The sequence below is a fragment of the Bradyrhizobium sp. 87 genome (assembly GCF_023073015.1).
Taxonomy (GTDB): Bacteria; Pseudomonadota; Alphaproteobacteria; order Rhizobiales; family Xanthobacteraceae; genus Bradyrhizobium; species Bradyrhizobium canariense_D.
In genome coordinates this window covers 1-24,864 of sequence record NZ_JADPIQ010000084.1, presented here as the reverse complement: position 1 = coordinate 24,864, position 24,864 = coordinate 1, and the positions used below count along the sequence as shown (strand labels likewise).

Below are 24,864 nucleotides of genomic sequence, written 5' to 3'. Positions count from 1 at the left end.
CAGCCAAATATAAGCAAGAAGATCCGGTATGACCAACACGCCTTCTGCAAACTCGTCGTCAGCTTCCTCGATCCCCGCCGACGATCCCGGCCGCGCCCTGACGGTCGCCGATCCCGACGGCGCTGACGTGCCGCATATCTCTGTGGCCGGCGGCACCTACACGGTTCTGGTGTCGGGCGCGCAGACCGCAGGACGCTATTGCCTGGTCGACATGCTGGTGCCCGCCGGCGGCGGGCCCCGCCGCACCGCCACGACTTCGAGGAGATGTTCACGCTGCTCGAAGGCGAACTTGAATTCACCTTTCGCGGTAAGTCCCATACCGTAAGTGCGGGGTCGACCGTCAACGTCCCGGCCAACGCGCCGCACGCGTTCAAGAACGTGTCCGGCAAGACGGCCCGTATGCTCTGCATGTGCGCGCCAGCGGGACAGGACGAATTCTTCCTGGCGGTTGGCTTTCCCGTCGAAGGCCGCACATCGCCACCGCCGAAGCCGACCCCGGAAGAGATGGCCGAGAAAGGCAAGCTGATCGCAGCACTGCTGCCGAAATATCGCACCGAGATGGTGAAGATGTGAGGCGCGCCGGACGCAGCCGAAATCGGCCTTCCCAAATGGTCGCGCGCTATTCGCCGCGCAGGCGCTGGTCGTCCTGCACGCGAACATGCTCGGCGCCGCGCGCACCCGCGGACGACAGCCGCAACATGCTCAGCGCTGCGCCGCAGAGCGCGAAGCCGACGCCGGTCAGCAACGCGATCCTGGTTCCCTCGATCGGATAGCGGCCGAGGAAGAGTGCCACCAGCGCTGCGCCGGTGGTCTGCCCAAGCAGCCGCGCCGTCCCCAGCATGCCGCTGGCGCCGCCGGCACGCTCGCGCGGGGCGGCCGCGATCATGGTGCGGTTGTTGGGGGTCTGGAACAGGCCGAAGCCGGCGCCGGCCAGCGCCATCCGCCAGACCACGTCGAGCGGCGTGGGCGCAGCCGGCAGCAAGGCGAGCGCAGCGAGGCCGCAGGCGAACAGCGTAAGGCCGATGCCGCCGAGCAGGCCGGCCGGATAATGCTCCACCAGGCGGCCGGCGAGGGGGGCTGCGAACGCCACCGCGATCGGCCACGGCGTGATCAAGAGGCCCATATGCACCGCCGAATAGCCGAAGCGGCTCTGGAGATAGAAGGGGATCGCGACGAAGGCCAGCATCTGCCCGCAGAACGAGGCGATCGAAGTCGCAATCGACAATGCGAACACGGGGATGCGCAACAGGTCGATCGGCAGCAGCGGCGAGGCCATGTGGGTCTCGCGGTAGATCAGCAGCGCGCCGGCGACGAGCGCGATGGCGAACTGCACGAGGCAGGTGATCGCGGCTTCGCCATGACCGACGCTATCGACGGCCGCGATGCCGACGCCGAAGGTGATCGCGGACAGCCCCGCGCTCTGCCAGTCGAAGGAATGGCTCGCAGGCCTGGTGTGCGGCAGGCTGCGCAGGCCCAGCACCAATGTCACCACGCCGAGCGGAACGTTGATGGCGAACAGCCAGGGCCAGCTGCCGAACGCCAGGATACCGGCGGCGAGCGTCGGGCCGACCGCGGCTGAGAAGGCGACGACGAGAGCGTTGAGCCCGATGCCGCGGCCGAGCTGGCTGCGTGGGTAAGTGAAACGCACCAGCGCTGCGTTGACGCTCATGATGCCGGCCGCGCCGAACCCCTGCACGATGCGTGCAATCGTGAGGAGCGGCAGCGTGTGCGCCAGCGCGCAGAGTGCGGAGGCAAATGTGAACAGCACCAGGCCGACCAGATAGACGCGGCGATAGCCGACGATCTCGCCGAGCGAAGCCAGCGGCAGCAGCGAGATCGTGATCGCGAGCTGGTAGCCGTTGACGATCCAGATCGAGAACGCCGGGCTGGCGTCGAGGTCGGCCGCGATCGTCGGCAGCGCGACGTTGGCGATGGCGCTGTCGACCACTGCCATGATAATGCCGAGCGCAATGGTCAGGACCGCCTGGCCACGCTGCGGCTGCGGCAGGCCGTCGGCGTGCTCCATGGAGGCTGGCAACATGATGGCGGCGTGCTTGATTCGAGCCGTGGTTCGTCTCCGGATTAGGAAATTGCGAGATGCATCGCAACCCGGCAGGATACGGGCGGTTCCTGCGCCGGGAGCGGGTCTCCCGGCAGCGCGGGCATGGGTCGGCATGGCCTCGCGGCTCACCAGCGGGAGGTCGACTTCCCGAACACATAGAGCGCGCCGAGCCCAACCGTCACCGCGGTCGAGACGATCAGGATGGTGCGCTCCCAATCGATCCGCTCCGCTCGGCGCGGTTGAGATTGAGAGCGGTGAACAGGGCCTTCATGGCAAATCGGCGCATCGGCTGCCTCGCGTGAGCGCACGATGCCACTGTCGGCGCGGGCCGGCTTGATGCAGCTCAAGCCGGACTGCGCCGGCGTGCCGGTCTCTACACCGCCGGCGGATTGCGGTCGGTGAAAGTTGTGCGCTGGTGCCAGTAAGGATAGGGCAGCGTCACCTTGCTCGCCGCATCGAGCTTGGCGATCTGGTCCTTGGTCAATGACCAGCCGACCGCGCCGAGATTTTCGCGCAGCTGCGTCTCGTTGCGCGCGCCGATGATCAGCGTCGAGACGGTCGGACGCTGCAGCAGCCAGTTCAGCGCGATCTGCGAGACGCTCTTGCCCGTTTCCCTGGCGACCTCGTCGATCGCATCGACGACGCGATAGACGTGCTCGTCCGGCACGGGCGGGCCGAACTCGGCCGTCTTGGGCAAGCGGCTTACGTCAGGCTTTGGCTGGCCGCGGCGGATCTTTCCGGTGAGGCGTCCCCATCCGAGCGGCGACCAGACCACCGCGCCGAGGCCCTGGTCGAGGCCGAGCGGCATCAGCTCCCATTCGTAGTCGCGCCCGATCAGTGAATAATAGGTCTGGTTGGCGACGTAACGCGGGAAGCCATGCTTGTCGGCAACGCCAAGCGATTTCATCAGGTGCCAGCCCGAAAAGTTCGACACGCCCACGTAGCGGATCTTGCCGGCGCGCACGAGCACATCGAGAGTCGCGAGCACCTCTTCAGGCGGGGTGAAGGCGTCGAAGCCGTGAAGCTGGAACAGGTCGATGTAATCGGTGCCGAGCCGGCTCAGCGAAGCGTCGATGGCTGTAAGCAGATGCTGCCGCGACGACCCGATGTCGTTGGGGCCGTCGCCGAAGCGGAACGTCGCCTTGGTCGAAACCAAAACCTTGTCGCGGCGGCCCTTGATGGCTTCGCCGAGAACGCGCTCGGACTCGCCGAGCGAATAGACGTTCGCGGTGTCGAACATCGACACGCCGGCATCGAGGCAGATATCCAGAAGGCGCCGGGCTTCGGTCGCGTCGGTGGTGCCCCACGCAGCGAGGCGGCCCACGCCGCCGAAGGTGCCGGTCCCAAGACTCAAGGCGGGCACCATGAGGCCCGAGCGGCCCAAGCGTCGGTATTCCATCGATTTGCTCCTCGGCTGGCCGCTGATTGATCCCCGCGACCTCTGTGCCGGATCGTAATGCAAGGCTGCGCCGTGTCCTACCTCGCGCTCACATACCGGCCTTGCTTGGAAACGGCCTAGTCGTGCAGACGCATGTCATCGAATGCCGCGTCAGTCACGCGCGGGCTGCCCGTCGTCGCCGGAAGCGGAGCCGCGCCCCTCGTTACTGGTGATTGAAGGCAGGTGGCCTCGCTCTCGCGCGCCGGCCGCGGCAGGAGCGTCAGGCTCCAGCCCACCGCAACAAGCACCGCGAGCCGGATCGCGATCACGCCGAGCAAGACTTCCGATCCGCTTATCGTGGCGTTGGTTCTCATGTGCAGAGCCTGATCCCGGCTGCAGCACCTGACAATCTGGAATTCACGAGCACGGCCTTCGCCTGAAGCGAAGGCTCGGGCCATTGGCTGCCCGGACGTCAATGCCGCGACTGGCTCTGCCGGAAGTCGCGCGGTGACATCCCGAAATGCTCGCGGAAGACGCGGCCGAAATGCGAGAGGTCGTTGAAGCCCCAGGCGAAGGCGATCTCGCTGATGTGGCGGTGAGCGAGCACGGGGGAGGCGAGGTCGCGCCTGCATTGAGCGAGGCGCTCACCGAGGACGTAGCGCTGGAACGAGGTGTCCTCGTCAGCCAGGAGATCGTTGACATAGCGGGACGAGATGCCGAGCGCCGCTGCGGTCTCGGACAGCGAGAGGTCGGGATCGGCAAGATGAGCCCGGATATGCGCCTTCAATCGGTAGAGCAGGGCGGAGCGATGCGTCGAGGACGGCAGCGGCGTCTTGCCCAGCCGCTCGCCCAGCGCCATCGCCAGGACATCGACGGCCTGTTCCGACAGAGCGGCGGCGTGGTGCAGATCGATCTGATCCGCGCTCTGGCAGAGCCGGTAGATGAAATCGTAGGCGATCCTCTGCAGTGGCGAGTCCGGCCCGAAAGAGGTGGCAGTAAGAGTTTCGGTCGCGCCGAGCCGGCGCTGCAGCATCTCGCGCGGCACCTTGAAGATGGTCTGCGTGAAGATGCCGTCGAATTTCAGCTCGTAGGGACGGGTGGTGTCATAGAGCGCAAACTCTCCCGGACTGACCACGGCCTCGCGGCCGTCCTGCACCACGCCGCCGGCGCCGCGATTGCCGAGCGCGATCAGGATGAAGTCCTGATCCGAGCGCGCGATGCGCGACGGCGTGCGCAACACGTGTTGACGGTCGGAGCAGACCTCGGAGCATTCCGCCTTGCCCAGTGGCGCCCGGGTGACCGTGCCGCGAAAGGCGCTGCCAAGATCGGACCTGCAGTCGAGCCCGACGAAGACGTCGCAAACGATTTCCTGCCAGAGCGCAAGCCGGCGGTGGCCTGGGCTGTCGTCCGTGGTGAACTGGATTGGCATCTGCAGAGCCTCCCTTTCACATCCCGCAAAATCGCGTGTCGGCGCTGGTCCCGACTGACGAAGGCAAATCCCGTACCGGGTCGGTGAATCCCGTCCGGTCGAGTTTTTGTTCCGCCGCGGTCGAGCGCCCGCCGCCCGGCTTGGTCAAATAGACTGCATCGGACCTGGCTTCCGATCAACCGGCAAGGGAGGCGGGAATGGGCATCGAACATCCGAAATACAAGGTCGCGGTGGTGCAGGCGGCGCCCGCCTGGCTCGATCTCGACGCCTCGATCGACAAGTCAATCGCCCTGATCAGGGACGCCGCCGAGAAGGGCGCCAAGCTGATCGCTTTTCCGGAAGCCTTCATCCCCGGCTACCCCTGGCACATCTGGATGGATTCGCCGGCCTGGGCGATCGGTCGTGGCTTCGTGCAACGCTATTTCGACAATTCGCTGTCCTATGACAGTCTGCAGGCCGAGCGGCTGCGCGACGCCGTGCGCAAGGCCAAGCTCACTGCCGTGCTCGGTCTGTCCGAGCGCGACGGCGGCAGTCTCTATCTGGCGCAATGGCTGATCGGGCCCGATGGCGAGACCATCGCAAAGCGCCGCAAGTTGCGGCCGACCCATGCCGAGCGCACGGTCTATGGCGAGGGCGACGGCAGCGATCTCGCCGTGCACGCGCGGTCCGACATCGGCCGCATCGGCGCCCTGTGCTGCTGGGAGCATCTCCAGCCGCTGTCGAAATACGCCATGTATGCCCAGAATGAGCAGGTCCATGTCGCGGCCTGGCCGAGCTTTTCGCTCTACGATCCTTTCGCGCCGGCGCTCGGCGCCGAGGTGAACAACGCCGCCTCGCGCGTCTATGCGGTCGAGGGCTCCTGTTTCGTGCTCGCGCCTTGCGCGACGGTCTCGCAAGCCATGATCGACGAGCTCTGTGATCGGCCGGACAAGCACGCGCTGCTGCATGCCGGCGGCGGCTTCGCTGCGATCTACGGCCCCGATGGCAGCCAGATCGGCGATAAGCTCGCGCCGGACCAGGAGGGCCTCTTGATCGCCGAGATCGATCTTGGCGCCATCGGCGTCGCCAAGAACGCCGCTGATCCAGCCGGGCACTATTCGCGCCCCGACGTGACCCGGCTCCTGCTCAACAAGAAGCGATACCAGCGCGTCGAGCAGTTTGCGCTGCCGGTCGACACCGTCGAGCCCACGGACATTGCCGCGGCGGCGAGCTGATCGCCGCAATCGAGGGAGGCACGATCATGGAATCCGCAATTCCTCTGCATCTCGAGACGCCGCGCACGCGCCACAAGCGCGTGCCGGACGATTACCAGCCGCCATACCCGTCCTTCGTGGCGCGCTATAAGCCTTCCGTGAACCGGGTCGTGATGGCCTATTTCGGCCTTCAGTATCGCGGCACGGCGGCAGCTGCTGCAACGGACGCTCTCGCCGAAATCGCGGCGCGGTTTGCCGCGGAAGGCGGTCCTTCGCATTGGGACCGGGCGCAATATGTTGATCAGGCAGGCTACGAGAACGTCGTCTCGGTGGCCTATTGGGACGACATTGCGCGGTTCGACAAATGGTTTGCATCGGCGCGCGAGGCCTGGACCGGAGCGCAGCCCGAGGGCATCGGCACGTTCATCGAGGTGCTGCGCCCCACGGTGGCGCGGCACGAGACGCTGTTTTCCTCGCTCGGCCGGCCCGAGGGCGTCGCCGCAATCTCCGGCGGCATGAGCGGCGAGGTGCAGGAGCACGCCTATTGGGGCGGCATGCGCGACCGCATCCCGCTGTCACAGACCGGCCCGATGTCGCCGGGCGGCAATCCCGAGCTGATCCGCGACGGCGCGCGGCTGCGCGTGAAGGCGCACGACAATCTCTGTCTGATCCGATCAGGCCAGGATTGGAGCGATACCGAGACCTCTGAACGAAAGCTCTATCTCGACGACGTCGAACCGGTGTTGCGCGAGGGCATGGATTTCTTGCGCGATGACGGCCTTGGCATCGGCTGTTACGCCAACCGTTACATGCGCGTGCTTGCAGCCGGCGGGGACGCGAGTGAAAAGTCCTACGGTCAAAGCTGGTGGAAGAGCCTGGCGGCGCTGGAGCGGTGGGCGGAATCGCATCCGTCCCACGTCAGGATATTCGGCGCCGCGATGAAGTACCTGTCGACGCTCGGCCCCTCGGCAAAACTGCGGCTCTACCACGAGGTCACCGTGGCTGCTGCCGACGAGCAGTTCTTCGAGTACCTGAACTGTCACGCCAAGACCGGCATGCTGGCGGCGGTGGAGACCGTCGCCGCTTGATAGAGTTAGATCACGCAATGGCCGAGCAGCTCGGGATGCGCGGCGCAGATGTGATGCGCGCCGGCGTCCCGCAGCTCGGTCTCGCTGCCGTAGCCATAGAGCACGCCGATCGCGGTCATGCCGTTGGTGCGGGCGCCGACCACGTCATGGCTGCGGTCGCCGATCATGATCGCGCTGGCGGGATCGACCCTGGCTTCGTCGAGCGCGTAGCGCAGCAGGTCGCGCTTGTCGACGCGCGTGCCGTCGAGTTCGGAGCCGAACACCCGCTCGAAATACGGTTTGAGGCCAAAATGCTCGACGATACGGGTGGCGTAGACCGCGGGCTTGCTGGTCGCCACGAACATGCGCGGTGTTGTCGCGGCAAGCGTTGTCAGCGTGTCCACGATACCGGCATAGGCTTCGTTCTCGAACAGGCCGACGTCGCTGAAGCGCTCGCGATAGAGCAGCAGCGCCCGGTCGGCGAGTTCCGCGCTGCCCGTGAGCTTTTGCAGGCTGGCATGCAGCGGCGGCCCGATGCACCAGGTCAGCTCGTCCTCGCTCGGAACCGCAACGTTGAGCCGCTCCAGGGCGTACTGGATCGAGCGCGTGATCCCGGGCTTCGGGTCGGTCAGCGTGCCGTCGAGATCGAAATAAATGGTCACCATATTGTCGCGCCTGTGTTGATACCGCCGCCTATTGCCAGACCTAAACGAGGCCGGGGGCCAAGGCAAACGCGCAACCATTGTCACGCCGAAAATCGCCTTCCCGATACCGCGTATCCCTTAAAGCTCGCTATTCGCGGGAGGGAAGCGTAGAGTCGCGCCATCACCGCCTTTCCATTGGCATCGACCGGTGACTGAGGGTCACCAGCGCTCCCGCCGACTGAGCAGGAGCGTGCATGACTCGATTTCGTCTGGTCGACTGGATCCGCCGGAGAGCGCTTCTCGTCGCATTGATGCTTGGCACATTGATACTTGGCACACTGTCGCAAGGCGCTGTCGCGGCAGGACCGGACTGCCGGGCGATCGAAAGCACGAGCGGACGTCTCGCCTGCTACGATGCTGCGTTTCCTCCGAAGGAAAAAAAGCCCGCTGCTGCGGAAGGCGATGGGTCCCGTGCTGCCTACAAGGACCCGTTCGTGGCGGAAGAGGCCAGAACCGCGGCGAAGCTGAAGAACATCTGCCGCGGCTGTTGAGGGTTGCTCGTTCGCCGCGCTCGTCGATCAACGAGTCCGGACGAGGGATCGAGACGATTTTTTCAGGAGAGGCCGGATGAGCGAGCGACTTGAAACCCTGAAGAAGGCCCGTGAGCGCATGATCGAGGACAGGGACGCGCATGCGAAAGTGCTGGCCGCCCCCTTTGTGCGCGACACGGCCGAGCGAGCGCGCAACAAGTTTATCGAGATCCAGGCGCTGATTGATGCCCTCGACCGCGCCATCCGGGGCGAAATCCCGGTTGCGGTCAAAAACTAAGGCGGTAGGCAGCGAGACCAGCGGAGCGCCGCTACCGCTCCCTCATTGCTGTCTCGCCCATTCGACGATGGCGGTCGCCTCCGCGCCTGCCCGGGTTTCCCAGGCGGTGATCGCGCCCGTTGCTGCCTTCCGCAGCTCCGTGACAAGGGACGCAGGCGCCGGCTCGGCGATATGGACGCCATTGTCGCGCATGCGCGCATAGTTCTCGATGGTGCGGTGGCTCAATAGCGCCAGCTGGCTCTGCTCAGTCTCGGCCGCCGCCGCCAGCACCTCGCGCTGCATCGGTTCGGACAGTTCGGCAAAGGCGTCGCTGCGGACGAAGGCGATCGAGATTGGCATCGCGTAGTTGATGGCCGTGAAATGCGGCAGGAAGTCCCACAATTTGCGTCCCGCGCCGCCGTCGCCGGAGGTGAGGAAGGCATTCAGCCGGTGTTCCCTCAGTCCGGCGAGCGCCGCATCCATCGGCAGGAATTGCGCGTTCGCGCCGGCTGCGCGCATGACCTCGGTGGAATTGGCATCGTAGGTTCGCAGGTTCAGTTTCGGCAGGTCGTCAGCACCGTCGAGCGACTGCTCCGACCAGAGGCCCGTGGCCGGCCAGATCGTCACATAGAGCAGCTTGAGGCCGCGCGCAGCCAGCGCCTTCTCATAGAGCGGTCGCGCCCGCAGATTGGTGGCCCGGGCGAGATCCACCGATTGCACGAGAAAAGGCAGGGTGGACAATCCGAGCACAGGGTCGAGGCCCGAGAGCGCGCCCGCGAAGGCATCGCCGCCCGCGATCCGGCCGTCCAGCGCCGCGCGCGGCATCTCGCCCGAGTTGATCTTGAGCTGGTTGTCGAAGGCGTTAGTCACGGTCACGAAGCCGTGGGTACGGTCGGAGACGCGGCTGGCGAAAGTCGCCAGCCCAATCCCGGAGATGTTATTCTCAGGGTATTCCGTGGTCATCCGCCAATTGACTTGAGACGCGACTTGAGACGTCACCTGCGCGGCGGCTGGCGCGACGCTCAGGATGAGCGCGGCGAGGACAAGGATCGCGCGGATCCGGTTGGCGGGGTAACGCATTGGGAGAAGCAGGTCAGGCAGCATAATATTGGCGACCCGTCGAACCATGGCACGATGCCACAACATTGTTGATCACACTGTCGCATGCCGCGCCGAGGCGCGCTACCGCCGTGCCTGCGCGCGATGGGTGCAGATTGCGATGTGCATCATCTCCGCGCTGCTTGTCTCGTCGACCCAGGCCGCGGCATGGGACAGTTCGTCCGCCAAGACCGACGTTGCCATCCCAAGCGTCGAAGAACTCGCTGTGCAGCCGGAGAAGCCCGGTGCGCGGGAGAGCGACACGCGGGAGTCGATCTGCCTGATCATCGAGGCCGCGGCGCGCGATGCCAATCTTCCGCTGGAGTTCTTCGCCCGCGTGATCTGGCAGGAAAGCCGCTTCCAGACCGATGCGGTCGGGCCGGTGACGCGCAGCGGCGAGCGGGCGCAGGGGATCGCGCAATTCATGCCGGGCACCGCGAGCGAGCGCGGGCTGCTCAATCCCTTCAATCCGGTGCAGGCGCTGCCGAAGTCGGCGGAATTCCTGAACGAGCTGCGCAACCAGTTCGGCAATCTGGGGCTGGCGGCGGCCGCCTACAATGCCGGGCCGCGCCGGGTGCAGGAATGGCTCGCCGGCACCGGCGGCATGCCCGAGCAGACCCGCAATTACGTTCTTGCGATCACCGGCACGAGCGTCGATGCGTGGGCCAAGGCAGGCGCGACCGGCAAGGGGCCGCCCAGCGTGCCGCCGACGAGCTGCCGCGATCTGATGGCGCTTTTGAAGCGCGCGCCGAATGCCTTCGTCGCCGAGCTCGAGCAGCATGTGGAGCTTGCGGCTGCAAAGGTCTGGGGCGTGCAGCTCGCCGCGGGCTTTGACCGCAACCGCGCGCTGGCGATGTACTCCCGCGCGGTCACGCGGCTGAACGCCGTGATCGGCGAACGTGATCCGAGCCTGCTCAGCTCGGTGATGCGCAGCCGCGGCACGCGCGCCTTCTACCAGGTGCGCATCGGCGCCGATACGCGGAGCGAGGCGGATGAACTCTGCGGTCGCATCCGCAAGGCCGGCGGGGCGTGCTTCGTGCTGAAGAATCGCGGTGTGAGCGGGTAGGGCATCTGTCCCAGCGTGCATGCCAGCCCCGCCGTGCGCTTTTCTTGACGCGAGGCGCCGCATTGCCCGTTATGCGGGCACGATTCCTCATCCGGCCAAGACTCCCCGTGGCGCTTCCTCCGCTCAATTCACCTCAATGGCAAAGTCCCTGGCGCGCCTTTGCGTGGGGGCTGCGCTCGATCACGCAGACCATCCTCACGCTCGTGCTGTTCGTGACCTATCTCGGCATCGGCGCGCTCGCCCACGACACACATTTCAGCCTGCTCTGGGCGCTCTGCTCGACGCTGTTCGTCTGGGCAGGTCCGGCGCAGATCATCCTGATCACCACGCTTGGCTCCGGCGCGACGATCGTCCAGTCCGCGATCGCGGTCACCGTCAGTGCGATCCGGCTGTTTCCGATGGTGGTCTCGGTGCTGCCGTTGATGCGCACGCCGACGACGAAACGGCGCGAGCTGTTTTTCGCGGCGCATCTCACCGCGGTGACACTGTGGGTCGAATGCCATCGCTTCCTGCCGCAGGTACCGCGTGAACGCCGGATCGCCTTCGTCAACGGACTTGGCTTCGGTCTTGTCTCGGTGTGTCTCACCGCCAATGCGGTCGGCTATTTCCTTGCCGCCAATCTGACTCAGACGCTTGGCGCGGCGATCCTTTTGCTGACGCCGCTGTCCTTCCTGTTCTCGACCGCACGCAACAGCCGCGAGCTCGCCGATGTCGTCGCCCTCGCGCTGGGCATATTGCTGTATCCACTGGCCGCGAAGATCAATTCCGGCCTCGACATCCTCGTCAGCGGGCTCGTGGCGGGCACGATTGCCTATGGCGCGCATTGGTGGCGGGAGGTGCGCGCATGAGCTTTGCGCAGCTCATCGGCGACTGGCACGCGCTGGCGGTGCTGTTCGTCGCCGGCGTTGTTCCCAACCAGATATGGCGCATGCTGGGCCTGTGGTTCGGCGGCGGCATCGACGAGGGCTCCGAGCTTCTGGTCTGGGTACGGGCGGTCGCCACGGCGACCCTGGCCGGCGTCATCGCCCAGATCGTGGTCGAGCCCCCCGGGGCGCTTGCGAGCGTGCCGGACGCCCTGCGCTACGGTGCGGTCGGCGCCGGCCTCGTCGTCTTCCTGCTGGCCCGCCGCTCGATCTTCGCGGGCGTGGTCGCGGGCGAAGTCTTCATGCTGGCCGGCAAGTGGTGGTTGGGCTAAAACCGCCGGCGAACAGCAGGGAATTGGACATATGGTTCGCGAAAACCAGCTCCGCGAGGGTGAAGTCTCCATCGAGCTGCCGCCGACGCAAGATGCCGGACTCGTCTTCATCGGCCGCATCCGCACGCCCTGGAGCTCGCGGATGGAGACCCCGCGGCAGGGCCGGACAGACGGCCCGATATGTCGGCTCGAGATCTTCGAGCCGTTCGTGCCGGCGATCAAGGGCGTCGATTTCTACAGCAATCTCGAAGTGCTTTACTGGCTCGACAAGTCGCGCCGCGACATCGTCCTGCAAAGCCCTAAGAACAACGAGAAGACCCGCGGCACGTTTTCGCTGCGCTCGCCGGTGCGCCCTAATCCGATCGGCACGTCGATCGTGAAGCTGGTCGGCATCGAAGGCAACGCGATTCTGGTGCGCGGGCTCGATTGCCTCGACAACACGCCGCTGATCGACATCAAACCAGATCGTTGCGAGTTCACGCCGCTGGCCGCCCCGCAGCCGGGAGATTTTCAGACGGAGTGAAGTGTCTCCTCCGTCATTTCGAGGAGCTCTTGCGACGAAGCAATCCAGACTGTAGCCGCGGAGGCAGTCTGGATTGCTTCGCTGCGCTCGCAATGACGAGTGGAGAGCGTCAGCCCGCCTTCAACGCCGCGATCAGCTTGGTCGCGTTCTCTTCCAGCACCTTGACGTCTTCCTTGCGGCTGGCGGGCGGAAGCATCGCCACGCCGTCGTGGCGCGGCATCACGTGCATGTGGAGATGAAACACCACCTGTCCGCCGGCCGCCTCGTTGAACTGCTGCACGGTGATGCCGTCGGCCTTGAACGCCGTCATCGCTGCGGCAGCGATTTTGTGTGCGCCGCGGGCGACGTGGGCGTAGTCGTCCGGCTTGATGTCGAGGATGTTGCGGGCAGGAGCTTTTGGAATCACCAGCGTGTGGCCCGGTACCCGCGGCATGATGTCGAGAAAGGCGAGCACGTGCTCATCCTCGTAAACCTTGTGGCAGGGGAATTCACCGCGGAGGATCTTCGCGAAGATGTTGTCGGGGTCGTAGGCGGTCATGGCGGCGGCTCCCTGGAATTTTGCGCTTACTGTCACCAGCCGCAACGAACCGTCAAGGCGCCTCGTCGGCGCCTTTGCGGAACGGGCCGAGCTCGGCCAGCTCCCGTCCGGCTTCCGCAACATAGGCGCGCTCGCGCTTGAGGTAATCGTCGATGGCGCGGCGCAAGCCCGGATCAGCGATGAAGTGAGCGGAGTGGGTGGTCCGCGGCAGGTAGCCGCGTGCGATCTTGTGCTCGCCCTGCGCGCCGGCTTCGACATTCGCCAAACCGCGTTTGATGGCGAAGTCGATCGCCTGGTAATAGCAGACCTCGAAATGCAGGAAGGGATGATGCTCGACCGCACCCCAGTTGCGGCCGAACAGCGTGTCCGAGCCGATGAAGTTGATCGCGCCCGCGATCCAGCGATCGTTGCGGCATGCCATGACCAGCAGCACGTCCTGGCTCATGGTTTCGCCGATCAGCGAGAAGAATTCCCGCGTCAGATAAGGGCGGCCCCATTTGCGCGAGCCGGTCTCCATGTAGAACATGAAAAACGCATCCCAGGCATCCTCGGTGATCTCCTTGCCCGTGAGGCAGTGGATGGTGACCCCGGCAGCCAGCGCATCGCGCCGTTCGCGCTTGATCGATTTGCGGTGGCGGGAGTTCAGCGTCGCCAGGAAATCGTCGAAACTCGCAAAGCCTTCGTTGTGCCAATGGAACTGCTGGTCGGTGCGCTGGAGGAAGCCGTGCTCGGCGAGCAGCTTCCACTCCGCCTCGCGGGCGAAAGTGACGTGCACCGAGGAAGCCTTGCTGACACCGCACAGCGCCACCAACCCGCTCGCCAGCGCTTCCATGATGTGCTCGCGGTCAACGCCGTCGCGGACCAGCAGCCGCGGTCCCGTCGCCGGCGTGAACGGAACCGAAACCTGCAGCTTCGGATAGTACCGCCCGCCGGCGCGCTCATAGGCATCGGCCCAGCCGCGGTCGAAGACATATTCGCCTTGCGAGTGCGATTTCAGATAGCAGGGCACGACGCCGGCGACGCGACCGTCGACCTTGGCCACGAGATGCCGCGGTCCCCAGCCGGTGCGGATCGTGGCCGAACCCGATTTCTCAACGGCCGATAAAAACGCGTGGGAGACGAAGGGGTTATAGCCGGGCTTTGAGAGGCCGAGGGAATCCCCTGGAAGTCCGGATGAGGTTCCCTTGCCATGCCCATTACAAGACTTGCCGCCGGGATTGGCGCAGGCGTCCCAGTCGTCCGGCGATACTTCGCCAATGGAAGGTACGGCCTCAAGGGTGATTTCGGATGGTGCCATCGTGCCCAAGATCGTGCATTGCAGCAGCGACTTCAAGAGTGGGAAACATCAAGCCTAGGGTACGAAGCCCTCGAAGATCATCTGATCCGCATATTGCGCGACCCGCGTCCGCTGCTCGGTCGTACGCACGGTCCAGCCCAGTAGAGCGCAGCCGAACACATTGCGGGCGATCCAGAGGGCGGGGGCGGGCAGGTCGTCGACCCTAAAGGCGACGAACTGCGGCTGGGTCTGAAAACCATGGCGCAGGTACAGCATGCTGTCGCGCTGCTGCTGCGTCAGATGAGCCCAGTAGTCGTCCTGATAGCTCCGTTGCGCGACGATGCCGCGGGGGCGGGATGGCAGCAGCTCGCGCAGCGCCAGCACCTGGTCCGGGTCGAACGACATGCCGACCGCGGGGCCATCATAGGACGCGAGCACTTCGGCCATCCGCTTCACCAGCTTGCGGTCGCGGTCAAAACGGCTCTTAACCTCGATCACCAGCGGCACGCGGCCGCCAACAAGGGCGCAGAGGTCGCTGAGCGACATCATCCGCTCGGCCGTGTCCTTGAACGTGAGCGCCTTCAGTTCAGTGGCGGTTTTCTCGACCAGCGGGCCGGTGGCCTCGGTCAGGCGGCCGAGCGCATGGTCGTGATGCACCATGGCCTCGCCGTCGGCGGAGAGCTGGATGTCGACCTCGATGGAGAAATTGCCCGCAATTGCAGCCTGCACCGCGCCCGGCATGTTCTCGACGATGCCGCGGGAAATGTCGTGCAGGCCGCGATGGGCGACCGGGCGGGCTGTCAGCCAATCAGGAGCGCGCATTCGCCTCAGGCGACCTCAAACACGCCTTCGACCTCGACCGCCGCATCCGCGGGCAGGGAGGCGACGCCGACAGTGGTGCGGGCATGACGGCCCTTGTCACCGAAGGCGGCGACCATCAGGTCGGAGGCGCCGTTGAGGACCTTCGGCCCGTCCAGGAAGTCCGGCGCCGAGTTGATGAAGCCGCCGAGGCGCACCACGCGCACGACCTTGTCGAGGTCGCCCAGCGCCGCCTTGACCTGGGCCAGCAGATTGACGGCGCAGCCGCGGGCGGCCGCGGCGCCGTCTTCGATGGTCACGCCGGCGCCGAGCTTGCCCTTGGCGATCAGCTTGCCGGCGGGATCGAAGCAAACCTGGCCGGAGACGAACAGCAGATTACCGGTGCGCACGAACGGCACGTAGTTTGCCACGGGGGTGGGGGCCTCGTGCAGCTTGATGCCCTGTTCCGCCAGCTTCTGCTCGACCGTGCCCGCCATGTCCGACCTCGTTGTCCAAAAATCCATCCGCCCCGGCGCATCCCTTGCAGGCCGGGCGGGCCCTGTTTCGCCCATCGTGCCGCCACATGCAAGCAACCGTCGGGGGTGGCATTTTGTTGAGGCAGGGCAGGAGGTTCAACGCAAAGGCCGCAACTTTACGTGAAACGGCCTCAGTTGCGACGCAATGGAACGGTCATTAAAATGTCGAATCTGCGCTTTCCTCAGGAACCAGACATGCTGCACCTTTTCCGGACTTCGCTCGGTGTGACGGCGCTCGCGGCGGCCGCTCTCGGCCCCGGAGGCGGGGCGTTGGCCGCGAACGGTCCGTTTCTCGCGCATCAGGCGCTCTATGATCTGAGCCTGGTGAAATCGCGCTCGAATTCGATCAACAGCGCGCGCGGCCGCATCCTCTACAATTTCACCGGAAGTTCGTGCGAGGGCTACACCTCCGAATTCCGCCAGGTTTCCGAGCTCGACAGCGGCGAGGGCAAGGTCACGCTCAGCGACCTCCGCTCCAATTCCTGGGAGGACGCCGGCGGCAAAAGCTACCGCTTCAAGATCGAGACGCGGATGAACGAGGCGGATGCCGGCCGGGTCGACGGCTCGGCTGAGCGCGACGGCGACCACATCAACGTCAAGCTGAAGCTGCCGGCCCCGAAGAGCTTTACGCTCGACGGCAAGATCGTATTCCCGACCGAACAGATCCAGCGCATCATTGCCGCCGCCAAGGACGGCAAGTCGCTGCTCGAACTCTCCGTCTATGACGGCTCCGACGATGGCCAAAAGGTCTACAACACGCTGACCGTGATCGGCCAGCCGATCCCCGCCGAACGCGAAGGCTCGCCCGATCCCTCGACGTCCGACGAGCACATGAAGTCCCTCAAGCGCTGGCCCGTCACCGTCAGCTATTTCGATCGTGAGGCCCAGCAGAAGGAAGGCGAGCAGACGCCGGTCTATGCGATGGCGTTCGAGCTCTACGAGAACGGCGTCTCGCGCCAGCTTGTGCTCGATTACAACGATTTTGTGATTTCGGGCGCGATGGGCAAGTTCGACGCGAAGGACAGCAAGCCCTGCAATTGAGGGCTGGCCTGCAACGCGGTCTCTGGCTACGCTCCTCCCAACCACAAACATCCGGGAGGCTCGTCATGCCCAAGCTCGATCATCTCCGTCCCAGCGGCCTGCATCACAATCCCGCCTATTCGCATGTCGTCACCGCCACGGGGGCGCGGACGATCTACATCTCCGGCCAGGTGTCGGTGGACGAGGAGGGGCGGATTGTCGGCGAGGGCGATCTCGCGGCGCAGACCACGCAGGTGATGCAGAATCTCGGGCATGCGCTGAAGGCGGCCGGCGCGAGCTACGCCAACATCGTGAAGATCACGACCTTCGTCGTGAACTACAAGCCGGAGCTGCGCCCGATCATCGGCAAGGCCCGCTCGGCCTTCTTCGAAGGTATGGAGCCGCCGGCGAGCACGCTGGTCGGCGTCTCGGCGCTCGCCGCGCCGGAATGGATGATCGAGATCGAAGCGGTGGCTGTCGCGGATTGAGATCTTTCGCTACAAGTGTGTTGCGTTGGACATCTCTCGCAGAAGAACCATCGCGTCGTCGGCCCTGTCTGCCGGCACAAACAAATGATCGTGGTGAAACGCCGACACGGCGTTCACGCTGATGCCGGCTGCGGCGAGACGTGCCGTGATCGCCGCCAGGAAGCCGACCGCATCGAGTGCGGAGTGAACCGTCAGGGTGATCAGGCACGATGCAATGCGTGGCGTAGTCCTGCCGCTTCGGCCTCTTCGCGCAGGAGCACCAGCGTCGTTCCTTCCTGCTCGCAAAACGTCAGCAGTGGACTGAGCGCTGCGGGAACTGGCTCGTTCGTCGGGATCGTGCAGAACACGAAGATGCCCGGCCGCATCTCCGGCTTCATGTGTCTCAGCAGTGCGTGGAGGTCGCGTTCGCCTGTCATCACTCCTGCGCCTTTTCCGGCCCCTCATACGCGATGCCGCGGATCACTGCGGCGCTGCCGAATTTCTTGCGCAAGCTGTCCACCGCGCGCTCGGCATGGGCGGCGCGGCGGTCGAGCATGTCGGTGTCGTCGGCGACTGAACCCTCGCGCAGGGCGCTGACGCCGGCGCCCATCAGGCGGAAGGCGGTGCCGTCGATCTCTTTCGCCAGCATCTCGCGGCAGATCGAGAAGATCTTCGCGGCAAGCTGCGTCGGGGCCGTGATCGACTGCGAGCGGGTGCGCTGGCGGAAATCGGCGGTCTTCAGCTTCAACGTGACGGTCAGGCCGGCGAGCTCGCTGCTCTTAAGGCGAGACGACGTCTTTTCGCACAGCCGCCACAAAATCTTCTCCAGCGTCGCGAAGTCCCGGATGTCGGTCTCGAACGTCGTCTCGCTCGAAATCGTCTTGGCGCCCCGATCGGGCTCGACGCGGCGGTCGTCGATGCCGCGCGCGAGTCGCCACAGCCTGCGGCCGTCACTCGGAAACTGCCGCATCACCTCGATCTCGTCGGCCTTCTGCAGGTCCGCGATGATGCGGAAGCCGCGTTGCACCAGACGCTCCTGCGTCGCGGGTCCAACGCCGAAAATGAAACCGACCGGCTTCTCCGCCAGCATCAGGCGCGCTTCGTCCTGGTCGAGCGCAGCAAACCCGCGCGGCTTGTCCAGGTCGGAGGCGATCTTCGCCAGGAACTTGTTGCAGGAGAGGCCGACCGAGACGCTGATGCCGATGTCGCGCTCGATGTTGCGTGCGAACCGCGCCAGCACCTTGGCCGGGATCATGCCGTGCACCCGCTCGGTGCCGGAGAGATCGAGGAACGCCTCGTCGATCGAAAGCGGCTCGACCAGCGGCGTCAGCGCTTGCATGGCCTGGCGCACCTCGCGCCCGACCCGGACATATTTCGCCATGTTCGGCGGGATCACGGCTGCATGCGGGCAGGCTTCCAACGCCTTGTACATCGGCATGGCCGACCGCACGCCGTAGGTGCGGGCGATGTAGCAGGCGGCCGACACCACGCCGCGCTTGCCCCCGCCGATGATCACGGGCTTGTCGGCGATGTCGGGATTGTCGCGCTTCTCGACGGTCGCGTAGAAGGCGTCGCAGTCGATATGGGCGATGGTCAGGCTTGCGAGCGCGCGGTGGCGGGCGAGGCGGGGGGAACCGCAGGCGGAACAGCGCCGCACGCCCATATCCAGATCGGCCGAACAATCCCGGCAGAAGCAGCGGGGCCCGGCCGTCTCCAAGGAGGTCACGGCACGTCGCGCTCCCAATTGGGGTCGCCGAGCGCGTCGCCGAGAACCTGCCGCGCTGCGGCAACGTTGGTCGGATGCAGTTCCGCCGTGCTGGCAAAAGCCTTCACGGTGGCGTCGTCGCGCATCACGAAATCGAGCACGCTCAGCAGGAAATTGGGGTCCGAGGCGGCATTGCGCAGCATCTCCGGGCCGACCCCTGTCTCGGCCAGGAACAGGCCCAGCCGCTCGGGTTCGCCCGCGACGAAAGACAGCGCCTGAAGCGCAACGATTTCAGCGACTTCGCGCGGGTTGTGAACAGGCTTTTTCACGTGGCCGGTTTGCCTTTCCGTTAACTTTCGGTGTCTACTTTGGGGCCACCATGCCCGAGTCTCGTTTCCAAGTCTCTTGCCCAGTCTCTTACCCAAGTCTTGCGACCCCCGACAAGCAACTGGAAACCACATCGCAGAAAGTCGGCCCTCGGGTTTAACGAAACTCAAGCGAATTCGAGGCTAGTTTGAATCCAGTTTTCGAAGCGCCGGCGACCGGCGCCTGAGGCGTCACATGCATCGGTCTGCGGACCAATCAGGAGGGCGGGATGGCTAAGACCGTCCTGATCGTGGAAGACAACGAGCTCAACATGAAGCTCTTCCGCGACCTGTTGGAGGCGCACGGCTACCAGACCACCGGCACCAGCAACGGCTACGAGGCGCTCGACCTCGTTCGCAAGATGCGGCCCGACCTCGTGCTGATGGATATCCAATTGCCGCAGGTCTCGGGCCTGGAGGTGACGCGCTGGATCAAGGACGATCCGGAGCTGCGCAGCATTCCCGTCGTCGCCGTCACGGCGTTCGCGATGAAGGGCGACGAAGAGCGCATCCGCGAGGGCGGCTGCGAGGCCTATTTGTCCAAGCCGATCTCGGTCGGCAAATTCATTGAGACGGTCCGACGTTTCATCGGATAGGAAGTGAGTTCACAGTGTCCGCGCGTATTCTCGTCGTCGATGACGTCCCTGCCAACGTCAAGCTGCTCGAAGCCCGCCTGTCCGCCGAATATTTCGACGTGATGACCGCCGCGAACGGCACCGAGGCGCTGGCGATCTGCGCCCGCGCCGAATGCGACATCATCCTGCTCGACGTCATGATGCCGGACATGGACGGTTTCGAGGTCTGCCGCCGGCTCAAGACCGATCCGGCCACGCATCACATTCCCGTCGTGATGGTCACCGCGCTCGACAGCCCGTCCGACCGCAACCGCGGGCTGGAAGCCGGCGCCGACGATTTCCTGACAAAACCCGTCTCCGATGTCGTGCTGATCGCGCGCGTGCGCTCGCTGACCCGGCTGAAGATGATGACGGACGAGCTGCGCATGCGCGCCATCACCTCGCTCGAGATCGGCATGCAGGCGCCCGAGCGCAGTGCGATCTCCGACACCGGCAAGGGCGGCCGTATCCTGCTGGTCGACGACCGCCAGTCCTCCTATGAGCGGCTGGCGACGATCCTTGCCGCCGAGCACACCATCGACGTCGAGCCGAACCCGACGGAGGCGCTGTTCCACGCCGCCGAGGGCAATTACGATCTGCTGATCGTCTCGCTCGACCTCAACAATTTCGACGGCCTGCGGCTGTGCAGCCAGGCGCGCTCGCTGGAGCGCACGCGGCATGTGCCGATCCTGGCGATCGCCGACCCAGAGAACGCGACGCGGCTGCTGCGCGGGCTCGAGATCGGCGTCAACGACTATCTGCTGCGTCCCATCGACAAGATCGAGCTGCTGGCGCGTGCCCGCACCCAGATCCGCCGTCGCCGCTACACCGACCATTTGCGCGACAACGTGCAGAATTCGATCGAGATGGCGATCACCGACGCGCTCACGGGGCTGCACAATCGGCGCTACATGGAGAGCCATCTCGCGACGCTGGCCGAGCAGGCCGCAACGCGCGGCAAGCCGCTGGCGCTGATGATTCTGGACATCGACTACTTCAAGTCGATCAACGACAATTACGGCCACGACGCCGGCGACGACGTGCTGCGCGAATTCGCCGTGCGGGTGCGCAAGTCGATCCGCGGCATCGACCTTGCCTGTCGCTACGGCGGCGAGGAATTCGTCATCGTGATGCCGGAGACCGATCTCCACGTCGCGGGCATGGTCGCCGAGCGCCTGCGCCGCTCGATCGCCGGCGAGCCCTTTGCGATCCACAAGGGCACCAAGCGCATCGAGGTCACGATCTCGATCGGCCTGACCACGCTGGAGCAGAAGGGCGAGGCGGTTGGCGACGTGCTCAAGCGCGCCGATACCGCCCTGTACCGCGCCAAGCACGACGGCCGCAATCGCGTGGTGTCGCACGCGGCGTGAGGCCGCTGGCACACGCCCGCTTAAAAAAACGCGAAAACAACCCCATGCACAGTAGCCGACACTAGTCGGATCAATGGCTTACGTCGGCTGCAAAACGGCTGATGCGCACAGCATTGCCGTTTGACTCGTCGGGCAAAACAGGAGCATCCTGCTAGCATCCAACATCCACAAACTCTGCTGTCATCCCGCTAGCGAGGAATCCGGCACGCCACGGCGAACAAGCGGGCGTCCACCCTTCAGGTCAGGGAGGATAGGGCTCCGACCATTCTGCCTTGGCCAGGGCCGCGCCCGTGCTGGACTTCGCGATGACCTCATAAGTGTACAGGCCGGAATTGCAGGGGCCCCAGGTTCGCAAGCTCTCCGGCTTCACGATGTTGTCTGAAGGAAATGGGATCTCCTGGCCCCCCATCTCGTAGTTCTTCTCTCTGCGAAACTTGACGACGATCGTGCGCGTGCCGGGCGGAACACTCTTCATCTTGATTTCGGGATTGGGAAAGACGGTGGTGCAGGGCCGCGGAGGTCCAAACGTGAATTGGATCTTCATCTCGTCGGCCCAGGCCGGGGTGCAGATGATCAGAAATGAAATTGGCAGCAACGACGAAAATCTAATCATGGGCACGCCCCAAAAAAAACCAGTGTATCGGCAGGGCCGCCTGATGCCAAGTTTACTCCATGTCTCGCCCTCGCAGCCCAGGCCTCGTCCACTCCCTTCAGGACGTCACAGAAAGGGCCCGCCGTAGCGGGCCCTGTGGAGATGGAGAAAGTCCGGGTCACTTCTGATCGACGTTGCTGGTCCCTGAACCGGGCGTACCGATCGGCAAGCCGTTCGCCGCATGACCGACGCCAACACCCGGCGCACTGACGGCTCCTGGAGTTTGATCCTGTGGAAGCGTCTTGATCCCCGTTCTTGCCTGCTCCGCGGGGCTCATCTGGTTCTTGTTGTCGCTGTTGGCGCCGTTGGTGGACGTGATACCGGACCTGTCGGTCCCGTTTGGCGTGCCCGCCTGTGTCGATCCTGACGCGGTGTTGCCCGCGCCGGTGGTGGTCGGTGTGCTCGCGGTATTCCCGTTCGGCGTCGGGGGCTGAACGTTCGGGTTGGTTGGAGAGTTGTTGGTGTGAGCGCCGGTTGAGGTTCCGTTTGTGCCCATGCCGGATGGCGCCGAGTGGCCTCCATTGGCGGCGCCAGACGTGCCAGTGCCTGCGCCTGAGCTGGCGGATGATCCGGACGCGCCGCCGCTCGCAGCTGCGCCACCCGCGCCTCCGCCGCCACCACCTCCGCCGCCGCCTTGTGCGAAGACGGGAGCGGCAACAGCGAAGGACAGTGCGGCTGTAAGAAGAAGCGATTTTCGATTCATGACCTTCTCCGGTGTAAAGAAGGTCAACTACGCCGAAATGACGATGGTTCCTCTCAGTCCACTCGCTTCAAGAGATCGAAGGGTGAAGCACGGCAAACGGACCTTGCGGTGCGTGCTTTCCGATCCGTACTTCTTGCGGCGAGCGGCGGGTTCTGATGTTGCAGCTGCTTCAGGGATGCCGGGCCGGCCGCTTGCCTCGCTTCACCGTAGTCTGATCTCCCACCGTCACCCCCGCATTCCGCAGCAGCACCGTCGCCGCTTCCTTCGCGGCGCGGGCCATTGCGGGGTCGTCGCGGACGAGGTCCTGCGCGATCGAGCCGTCGACCAGCAGCACAAGCTGCGTTGCGAGTGCCTCTGCGTTCGCAACGCCGAGCTCATTGAGGCGATCGCGAAACCAGGTGCGGCGGCTTTCCTTGAAGGCGATGGCAATCTTCTTTACGGCGCGGTCCGCCGGGCCAAGTTCGGCGACGGCATTCACGAACGGGCAGCCGCGAAAATCTTTTGCGGCGAAGCGGCGCTCCAGCGAATCGAAGGTGGCGAGGATCTGCTCGGCCGGGGGCTTGTCGGAGGGGCGGGGCTGCACGAAGCGGCGCTCCAGGTAGGCGGCGATCAGCGCGTCCTTGGAGGGGAAGTGGTTGTAGAGCGTGCGCTTGGAGATGCCGATCTCGGCCGCGATGGTGTCGACGCCGATGGCGCGAATGCCCTGAAGATAGAACAGTTTGTCGGCGGTCTCGAGAATCCGCTCTTTCATCGTCTGTGGGGCGGGCGGGGGAGCCATGCGGCGGTGAATGTCCTGTTTGCTTGACAGCGCACGCTATTCATAGCCTAAGTACACAGGTCTGTGTAACCAAAATCAACTGATATTGCAGACGACGGCGCTCGCGCCGCGCCGATGAGGGAGACAAAAATGCCCCTGTTGCAGGTCCTGCGCCCGACATTGCCCATCCTGATCGGCGCCTCGATCATGCTGACGCTGAGCATGGGGCTGCGGCAGAGCCTCGGCATCTTCATGCAGCCGCTGACCCACGACATCCATCTGTCGATCTCCGATTTCACGCTGGCGCTGGCCGTGCAGAACCTCGCCTGGGGCTTTCTCCAGCCGCTCGCCGGGGCAATGACCACGCGCTACGGCTTCCGTCCGATCATGATCGCAGGCTCGTTCATGTACATCGCGGGCCTGGTGCTGATGGCAACCGCGAACGGTCTCGTCGCCATCATGATCGGCGCCGGCGTGCTGATCGGCACCTCGCTCGCCTGCACCGCGGCGGCAATCGCGATGTCGGTGGCGGCGCGCGCGGTGCCCGCGACGGTGCGTTCCACCGTGCTCGGCATCGTCTCCGGCGCGGGCTCGCTCGGCGCGCTGCTGTCAGCGCCGATCGGGCAGATGCTCAACGAGGGCTTTGGCTGGCGCATTGGGCTGGCCGGCTTCGTGGTGATGTCGGTGCTGATGATCCCGGCGGCCTGGTATGCCGGGCGCGTCGACGCGGTCCCGCTGCCGAAGCCCGCGACTGACGAGATCGTCGATGCCACGGCGATGATTGCAGCGAAGACCGCCTTCGGCAATGCGTCCTTCGTGGTGATGACCTGCGCCTATCTCGTCTGCGGCATGCAGCTCGTGTTCCTCACCACGCACCTGCCGTCCTATCTCGCGATCTGCGGCCTCGATCCGATGCTGAGCGCGCAGACGCTCGGGATGATCGGCGGCTTCAACGTGCTCGGCTCGCTGTTCTTCGGCTGGGCCGGCCAGCGCTGGAACAAGCTGGCGCTGCTCGGCGGCATCTACGTCCTGCGCTCGCTGGCGCTGGCCTGGTACTTCATGTTGCCGGCGACGCCTGCCTCGACCTTGCTGTTCGGCGCAATCATGGGCTTCCTGTGGATGGGTGTCGGACCGCTGGTCGCGGGCGCGGTTGCCGAGATGTTCGGCCTGCGCTGGCAGGCGATGATCCAGGGCCTCGCCTTCATGAGCCACCAGATCGGCAGCTTCCTCGGTGCCTACGGAGGCGGGCTGCTCTACGACGCGCTCGGCTCGTACACGATGGCCTGGCGCATCGGCGTCGCGCTGGGGCTGGCCGGCGGCATCATCCAGGTCGCGTTTGCGCTGATCCGGCCGTCGCAGCCGCCGGCGCCGGTGTTGCGGACGGCGTAGGCGAGGCGTCCAGCGGCTTGAGCGAACTTCGTGGAGCGCGGCATCATCAAACGGAGTGGTACCGCTGCCCCGATCAGTGCCCAGCGCCGCGCCCAATTTGGGACTTCCGTAATTGTGAAGGGTTTCGGATGCCGGCCCCATGACGGTGTTGCCGCGCACACGGGGGCCGGCGTCCGAAAGCCTCCAAAGGAGGAAACCGCGCTGGGGGGACG

At 65.2% G+C, this 24,864-nt stretch carries 31 protein-coding genes and 1 pseudogene; 16 read left to right on the top strand and 16 right to left on the bottom strand.

Features of this window, described 5'->3' with window-relative positions:
* Positions 1-28: 28 nt before the first annotated feature.
* Both IVB50_RS19770 and IVB50_RS19765 read left to right on the top strand, forming a co-directional pair.
* Positions 29-325, top strand: a complete 297-nt coding sequence (locus tag IVB50_RS19770) for a hypothetical protein (protein WP_245288412.1) — start codon at positions 29-31, stop codon at positions 323-325.
* The gene (locus tag IVB50_RS19765) at positions 265-573 is read left to right on the top strand and encodes a cupin domain-containing protein (RefSeq protein WP_018455180.1); all 309 of its coding nucleotides are present in this window, start codon (positions 265-267) and stop codon (positions 571-573) included. Before IVB50_RS19770 ends, IVB50_RS19765 begins: the two co-directional genes overlap by 61 nt.
* Positions 574-619: 46 nt before the next feature.
* On the opposite strand, the gene IVB50_RS19760 is transcribed toward IVB50_RS19765, so the two are convergent.
* The 5 genes from IVB50_RS19760 to IVB50_RS19740 form a co-directional block, all read right to left on the bottom strand.
* A complete protein-coding gene (locus IVB50_RS19760; RefSeq protein ID WP_051112982.1) occupies positions 620-2,041 on the bottom strand; it encodes an MFS transporter in 1,422 nt (473 codons plus the stop codon).
* A 146-nt stretch (positions 2,042-2,187) separates the two neighbouring features.
* Entirely contained in the window at positions 2,188-2,409 is a 222-nt protein-coding gene (locus IVB50_RS19755) for a hypothetical protein (protein ID WP_162496372.1), read from the bottom strand.
* 26 nt (positions 2,410-2,435) lie between these two features.
* Positions 2,436-3,461: an aldo/keto reductase gene (locus IVB50_RS19750; RefSeq protein WP_085351373.1), complete on the bottom strand. Its 1,026-nt coding sequence runs from the start codon at positions 3,459-3,461 to the stop codon at positions 2,436-2,438.
* 116 nt (positions 3,462-3,577) lie between these two features.
* On the bottom strand, positions 3,578-3,814 hold the full coding sequence (locus tag IVB50_RS19745; protein WP_247297034.1) for a hypothetical protein: 237 nt from the start codon (positions 3,812-3,814) through the stop codon (positions 3,578-3,580).
* 98 nt (positions 3,815-3,912) lie between these two features.
* On the bottom strand, positions 3,913-4,869 hold the full coding sequence (locus tag IVB50_RS19740) for a helix-turn-helix domain-containing protein (protein ID WP_018455176.1): 957 nt from the start codon (positions 4,867-4,869) through the stop codon (positions 3,913-3,915).
* Between the two features lie 197 nt (positions 4,870-5,066).
* Between IVB50_RS19740 and IVB50_RS19735 the strand changes: the two genes are divergently transcribed.
* Together IVB50_RS19735 and IVB50_RS19730 are read left to right on the top strand one after the other, a co-directional pair.
* Positions 5,067-6,083, top strand: coding sequence for a carbon-nitrogen hydrolase family protein (locus tag IVB50_RS19735; RefSeq protein WP_018455175.1), 1,017 nt, complete (start codon positions 5,067-5,069; stop codon positions 6,081-6,083).
* 26 nt (positions 6,084-6,109) lie between these two features.
* Positions 6,110-7,150 (top strand): phenylacetaldoxime dehydratase family protein, encoded by a 1,041-nt coding sequence (locus tag IVB50_RS19730; RefSeq protein WP_085384438.1) that lies wholly within the window; start codon positions 6,110-6,112, stop codon positions 7,148-7,150.
* A 5-nt stretch (positions 7,151-7,155) separates the two neighbouring features.
* On the opposite strand, the gene IVB50_RS19725 is transcribed toward IVB50_RS19730, so the two are convergent.
* Positions 7,156-7,794 carry an HAD family hydrolase gene (locus tag IVB50_RS19725; protein WP_085351376.1) on the bottom strand — a complete coding sequence of 213 codons (639 nt, stop codon included), beginning with the start codon at positions 7,792-7,794 and terminating at the stop codon, positions 7,156-7,158.
* Between the two features lie 233 nt (positions 7,795-8,027).
* Here IVB50_RS19725 and IVB50_RS19720 point away from each other — a divergent pair, with 233 nt between their 5' ends.
* Complete coding sequence (locus IVB50_RS19720) at positions 8,028-8,324, top strand: hypothetical protein (RefSeq protein ID WP_085351377.1); 297 nt, start codon at positions 8,028-8,030, stop codon at positions 8,322-8,324.
* Positions 8,325-8,400: 76 nt separating this feature from the next.
* Positions 8,401-8,601 carry a hypothetical protein gene (locus tag IVB50_RS19715; protein WP_018455171.1) on the top strand — a complete coding sequence of 67 codons (201 nt, stop codon included), beginning with the start codon at positions 8,401-8,403 and terminating at the stop codon, positions 8,599-8,601.
* Positions 8,602-8,643: 42 nt separating this feature from the next.
* Here IVB50_RS19715 and IVB50_RS19710 read toward each other — a convergent pair whose 3' ends face one another.
* A complete protein-coding gene (locus IVB50_RS19710) occupies positions 8,644-9,684 on the bottom strand; it encodes a TRAP transporter substrate-binding protein (protein ID WP_204513945.1) in 1,041 nt (346 codons plus the stop codon).
* A gap of 115 nt (positions 9,685-9,799) precedes the next feature.
* On the opposite strand from IVB50_RS19710, the gene IVB50_RS19705 reads away from it, so the two are divergent.
* The 4 genes from IVB50_RS19705 (at position 9,800) to tsaA (ending at position 12,462) form a co-directional block, all read left to right on the top strand.
* The gene (locus IVB50_RS19705) at positions 9,800-10,744 is read left to right on the top strand and encodes a lytic transglycosylase domain-containing protein (RefSeq protein WP_039799356.1); all 945 of its coding nucleotides are present in this window, start codon (positions 9,800-9,802) and stop codon (positions 10,742-10,744) included.
* Positions 10,745-10,851: 107 nt separating this feature from the next.
* Complete coding sequence (locus tag IVB50_RS19700) at positions 10,852-11,592, top strand: AzlC family ABC transporter permease (RefSeq protein ID WP_018455168.1); 741 nt, start codon at positions 10,852-10,854, stop codon at positions 11,590-11,592.
* Positions 11,589-11,939: an AzlD domain-containing protein gene (locus tag IVB50_RS19695; protein WP_018455167.1), complete on the top strand. Its 351-nt coding sequence runs from the start codon at positions 11,589-11,591 to the stop codon at positions 11,937-11,939. The genes IVB50_RS19700 and IVB50_RS19695 overlap by 4 nt, the downstream gene beginning before the upstream one ends.
* 31 nt (positions 11,940-11,970) lie before the next feature.
* Positions 11,971-12,462 carry a tRNA (N6-threonylcarbamoyladenosine(37)-N6)-methyltransferase TrmO gene (gene tsaA, locus IVB50_RS19690; protein ID WP_018455166.1) on the top strand — a complete coding sequence of 164 codons (492 nt, stop codon included), beginning with the start codon at positions 11,971-11,973 and terminating at the stop codon, positions 12,460-12,462.
* A 109-nt stretch (positions 12,463-12,571) separates the two neighbouring features.
* On the opposite strand, the gene IVB50_RS19685 is transcribed toward tsaA, so the two are convergent.
* The 4 genes from IVB50_RS19685 to IVB50_RS19670 are packed head-to-tail and all read right to left on the bottom strand — an operon-like array spanning position 12,572 to position 15,571.
* Complete coding sequence (locus IVB50_RS19685; RefSeq protein ID WP_018455165.1) at positions 12,572-13,000, bottom strand: HIT family protein; 429 nt, start codon at positions 12,998-13,000, stop codon at positions 12,572-12,574.
* Between the two features lie 52 nt (positions 13,001-13,052).
* Positions 13,053-14,297, bottom strand: coding sequence for a GNAT family N-acetyltransferase (locus IVB50_RS19680; protein ID WP_204511402.1), 1,245 nt, complete (start codon positions 14,295-14,297; stop codon positions 13,053-13,055).
* Positions 14,298-14,351: 54 nt separating this feature from the next.
* The gene (locus IVB50_RS19675; protein WP_018455163.1) at positions 14,352-15,098 is read right to left on the bottom strand and encodes a glycerophosphodiester phosphodiesterase; all 747 of its coding nucleotides are present in this window, start codon (positions 15,096-15,098) and stop codon (positions 14,352-14,354) included.
* A gap of 5 nt (positions 15,099-15,103) precedes the next feature.
* Complete coding sequence (locus IVB50_RS19670; RefSeq protein ID WP_007611287.1) at positions 15,104-15,571, bottom strand: RidA family protein; 468 nt, start codon at positions 15,569-15,571, stop codon at positions 15,104-15,106.
* A 234-nt stretch (positions 15,572-15,805) separates the two neighbouring features.
* On the opposite strand from IVB50_RS19670, the gene IVB50_RS19665 reads away from it, so the two are divergent.
* Complete coding sequence (locus tag IVB50_RS19665; protein WP_007611285.1) at positions 15,806-16,651, top strand: cell envelope integrity EipB family protein; 846 nt, start codon at positions 15,806-15,808, stop codon at positions 16,649-16,651.
* Between the two features lie 65 nt (positions 16,652-16,716).
* Entirely contained in the window at positions 16,717-17,118 is a 402-nt protein-coding gene (locus IVB50_RS19660; protein ID WP_007603265.1) for a RidA family protein, read from the top strand.
* A 9-nt stretch (positions 17,119-17,127) separates the two neighbouring features.
* On the opposite strand, the pseudogene IVB50_RS19655 reads toward IVB50_RS19660, so the two are convergent.
* The 3 genes and pseudogenes from IVB50_RS19655 to IVB50_RS19645 form a co-directional block, all read right to left on the bottom strand.
* A pseudogene (locus IVB50_RS19655) lies at positions 17,128-17,534 on the bottom strand (ACT domain-containing protein).
* Complete coding sequence (locus IVB50_RS19650; RefSeq protein WP_085395620.1) at positions 17,534-18,823, bottom strand: DNA polymerase IV; 1,290 nt, start codon at positions 18,821-18,823, stop codon at positions 17,534-17,536. The pseudogene IVB50_RS19655 and the gene IVB50_RS19650 overlap by 1 nt, the downstream one beginning before the upstream one ends.
* Complete coding sequence (locus tag IVB50_RS19645) at positions 18,820-19,131, bottom strand: DUF3572 domain-containing protein (protein ID WP_027518410.1); 312 nt, start codon at positions 19,129-19,131, stop codon at positions 18,820-18,822. The genes IVB50_RS19650 and IVB50_RS19645 overlap by 4 nt, the downstream gene beginning before the upstream one ends.
* 266 nt (positions 19,132-19,397) lie before the next feature.
* On the opposite strand from IVB50_RS19645, the gene IVB50_RS19640 reads away from it, so the two are divergent.
* Together IVB50_RS19640 and IVB50_RS19635 are read left to right on the top strand one after the other, a co-directional pair.
* Positions 19,398-19,763, top strand: coding sequence for a response regulator (locus tag IVB50_RS19640; RefSeq protein WP_007603272.1), 366 nt, complete (start codon positions 19,398-19,400; stop codon positions 19,761-19,763).
* Between the two features lie 14 nt (positions 19,764-19,777).
* The gene (locus IVB50_RS19635; RefSeq protein ID WP_018455158.1) at positions 19,778-21,151 is read left to right on the top strand and encodes a PleD family two-component system response regulator; all 1,374 of its coding nucleotides are present in this window, start codon (positions 19,778-19,780) and stop codon (positions 21,149-21,151) included.
* 241 nt (positions 21,152-21,392) lie between these two features.
* Here the strand turns inward: IVB50_RS19635 and IVB50_RS19630 are convergent, their stop codons facing one another.
* Positions 21,393-21,764 carry a hypothetical protein gene (locus IVB50_RS19630; RefSeq protein WP_085384430.1) on the bottom strand — a complete coding sequence of 124 codons (372 nt, stop codon included), beginning with the start codon at positions 21,762-21,764 and terminating at the stop codon, positions 21,393-21,395.
* 281 nt (positions 21,765-22,045) lie between these two features.
* On the opposite strand from IVB50_RS19630, the gene IVB50_RS19625 reads away from it, so the two are divergent.
* A complete protein-coding gene (locus tag IVB50_RS19625; RefSeq protein WP_085386298.1) occupies positions 22,046-22,237 on the top strand; it encodes a hypothetical protein in 192 nt (63 codons plus the stop codon).
* Positions 22,238-22,675: 438 nt separating this feature from the next.
* Here IVB50_RS19625 and IVB50_RS19620 read toward each other — a convergent pair whose 3' ends face one another.
* Positions 22,676-23,284 carry a TetR/AcrR family transcriptional regulator gene (locus IVB50_RS19620; RefSeq protein ID WP_085384428.1) on the bottom strand — a complete coding sequence of 203 codons (609 nt, stop codon included), beginning with the start codon at positions 23,282-23,284 and terminating at the stop codon, positions 22,676-22,678.
* A 129-nt stretch (positions 23,285-23,413) separates the two neighbouring features.
* On the opposite strand from IVB50_RS19620, the gene IVB50_RS19615 reads away from it, so the two are divergent.
* Entirely contained in the window at positions 23,414-24,652 is a 1,239-nt protein-coding gene (locus IVB50_RS19615) for an MFS transporter (protein WP_247297033.1), read from the top strand.
* The last annotated feature ends 212 nt before the right edge of the window (positions 24,653-24,864 follow it).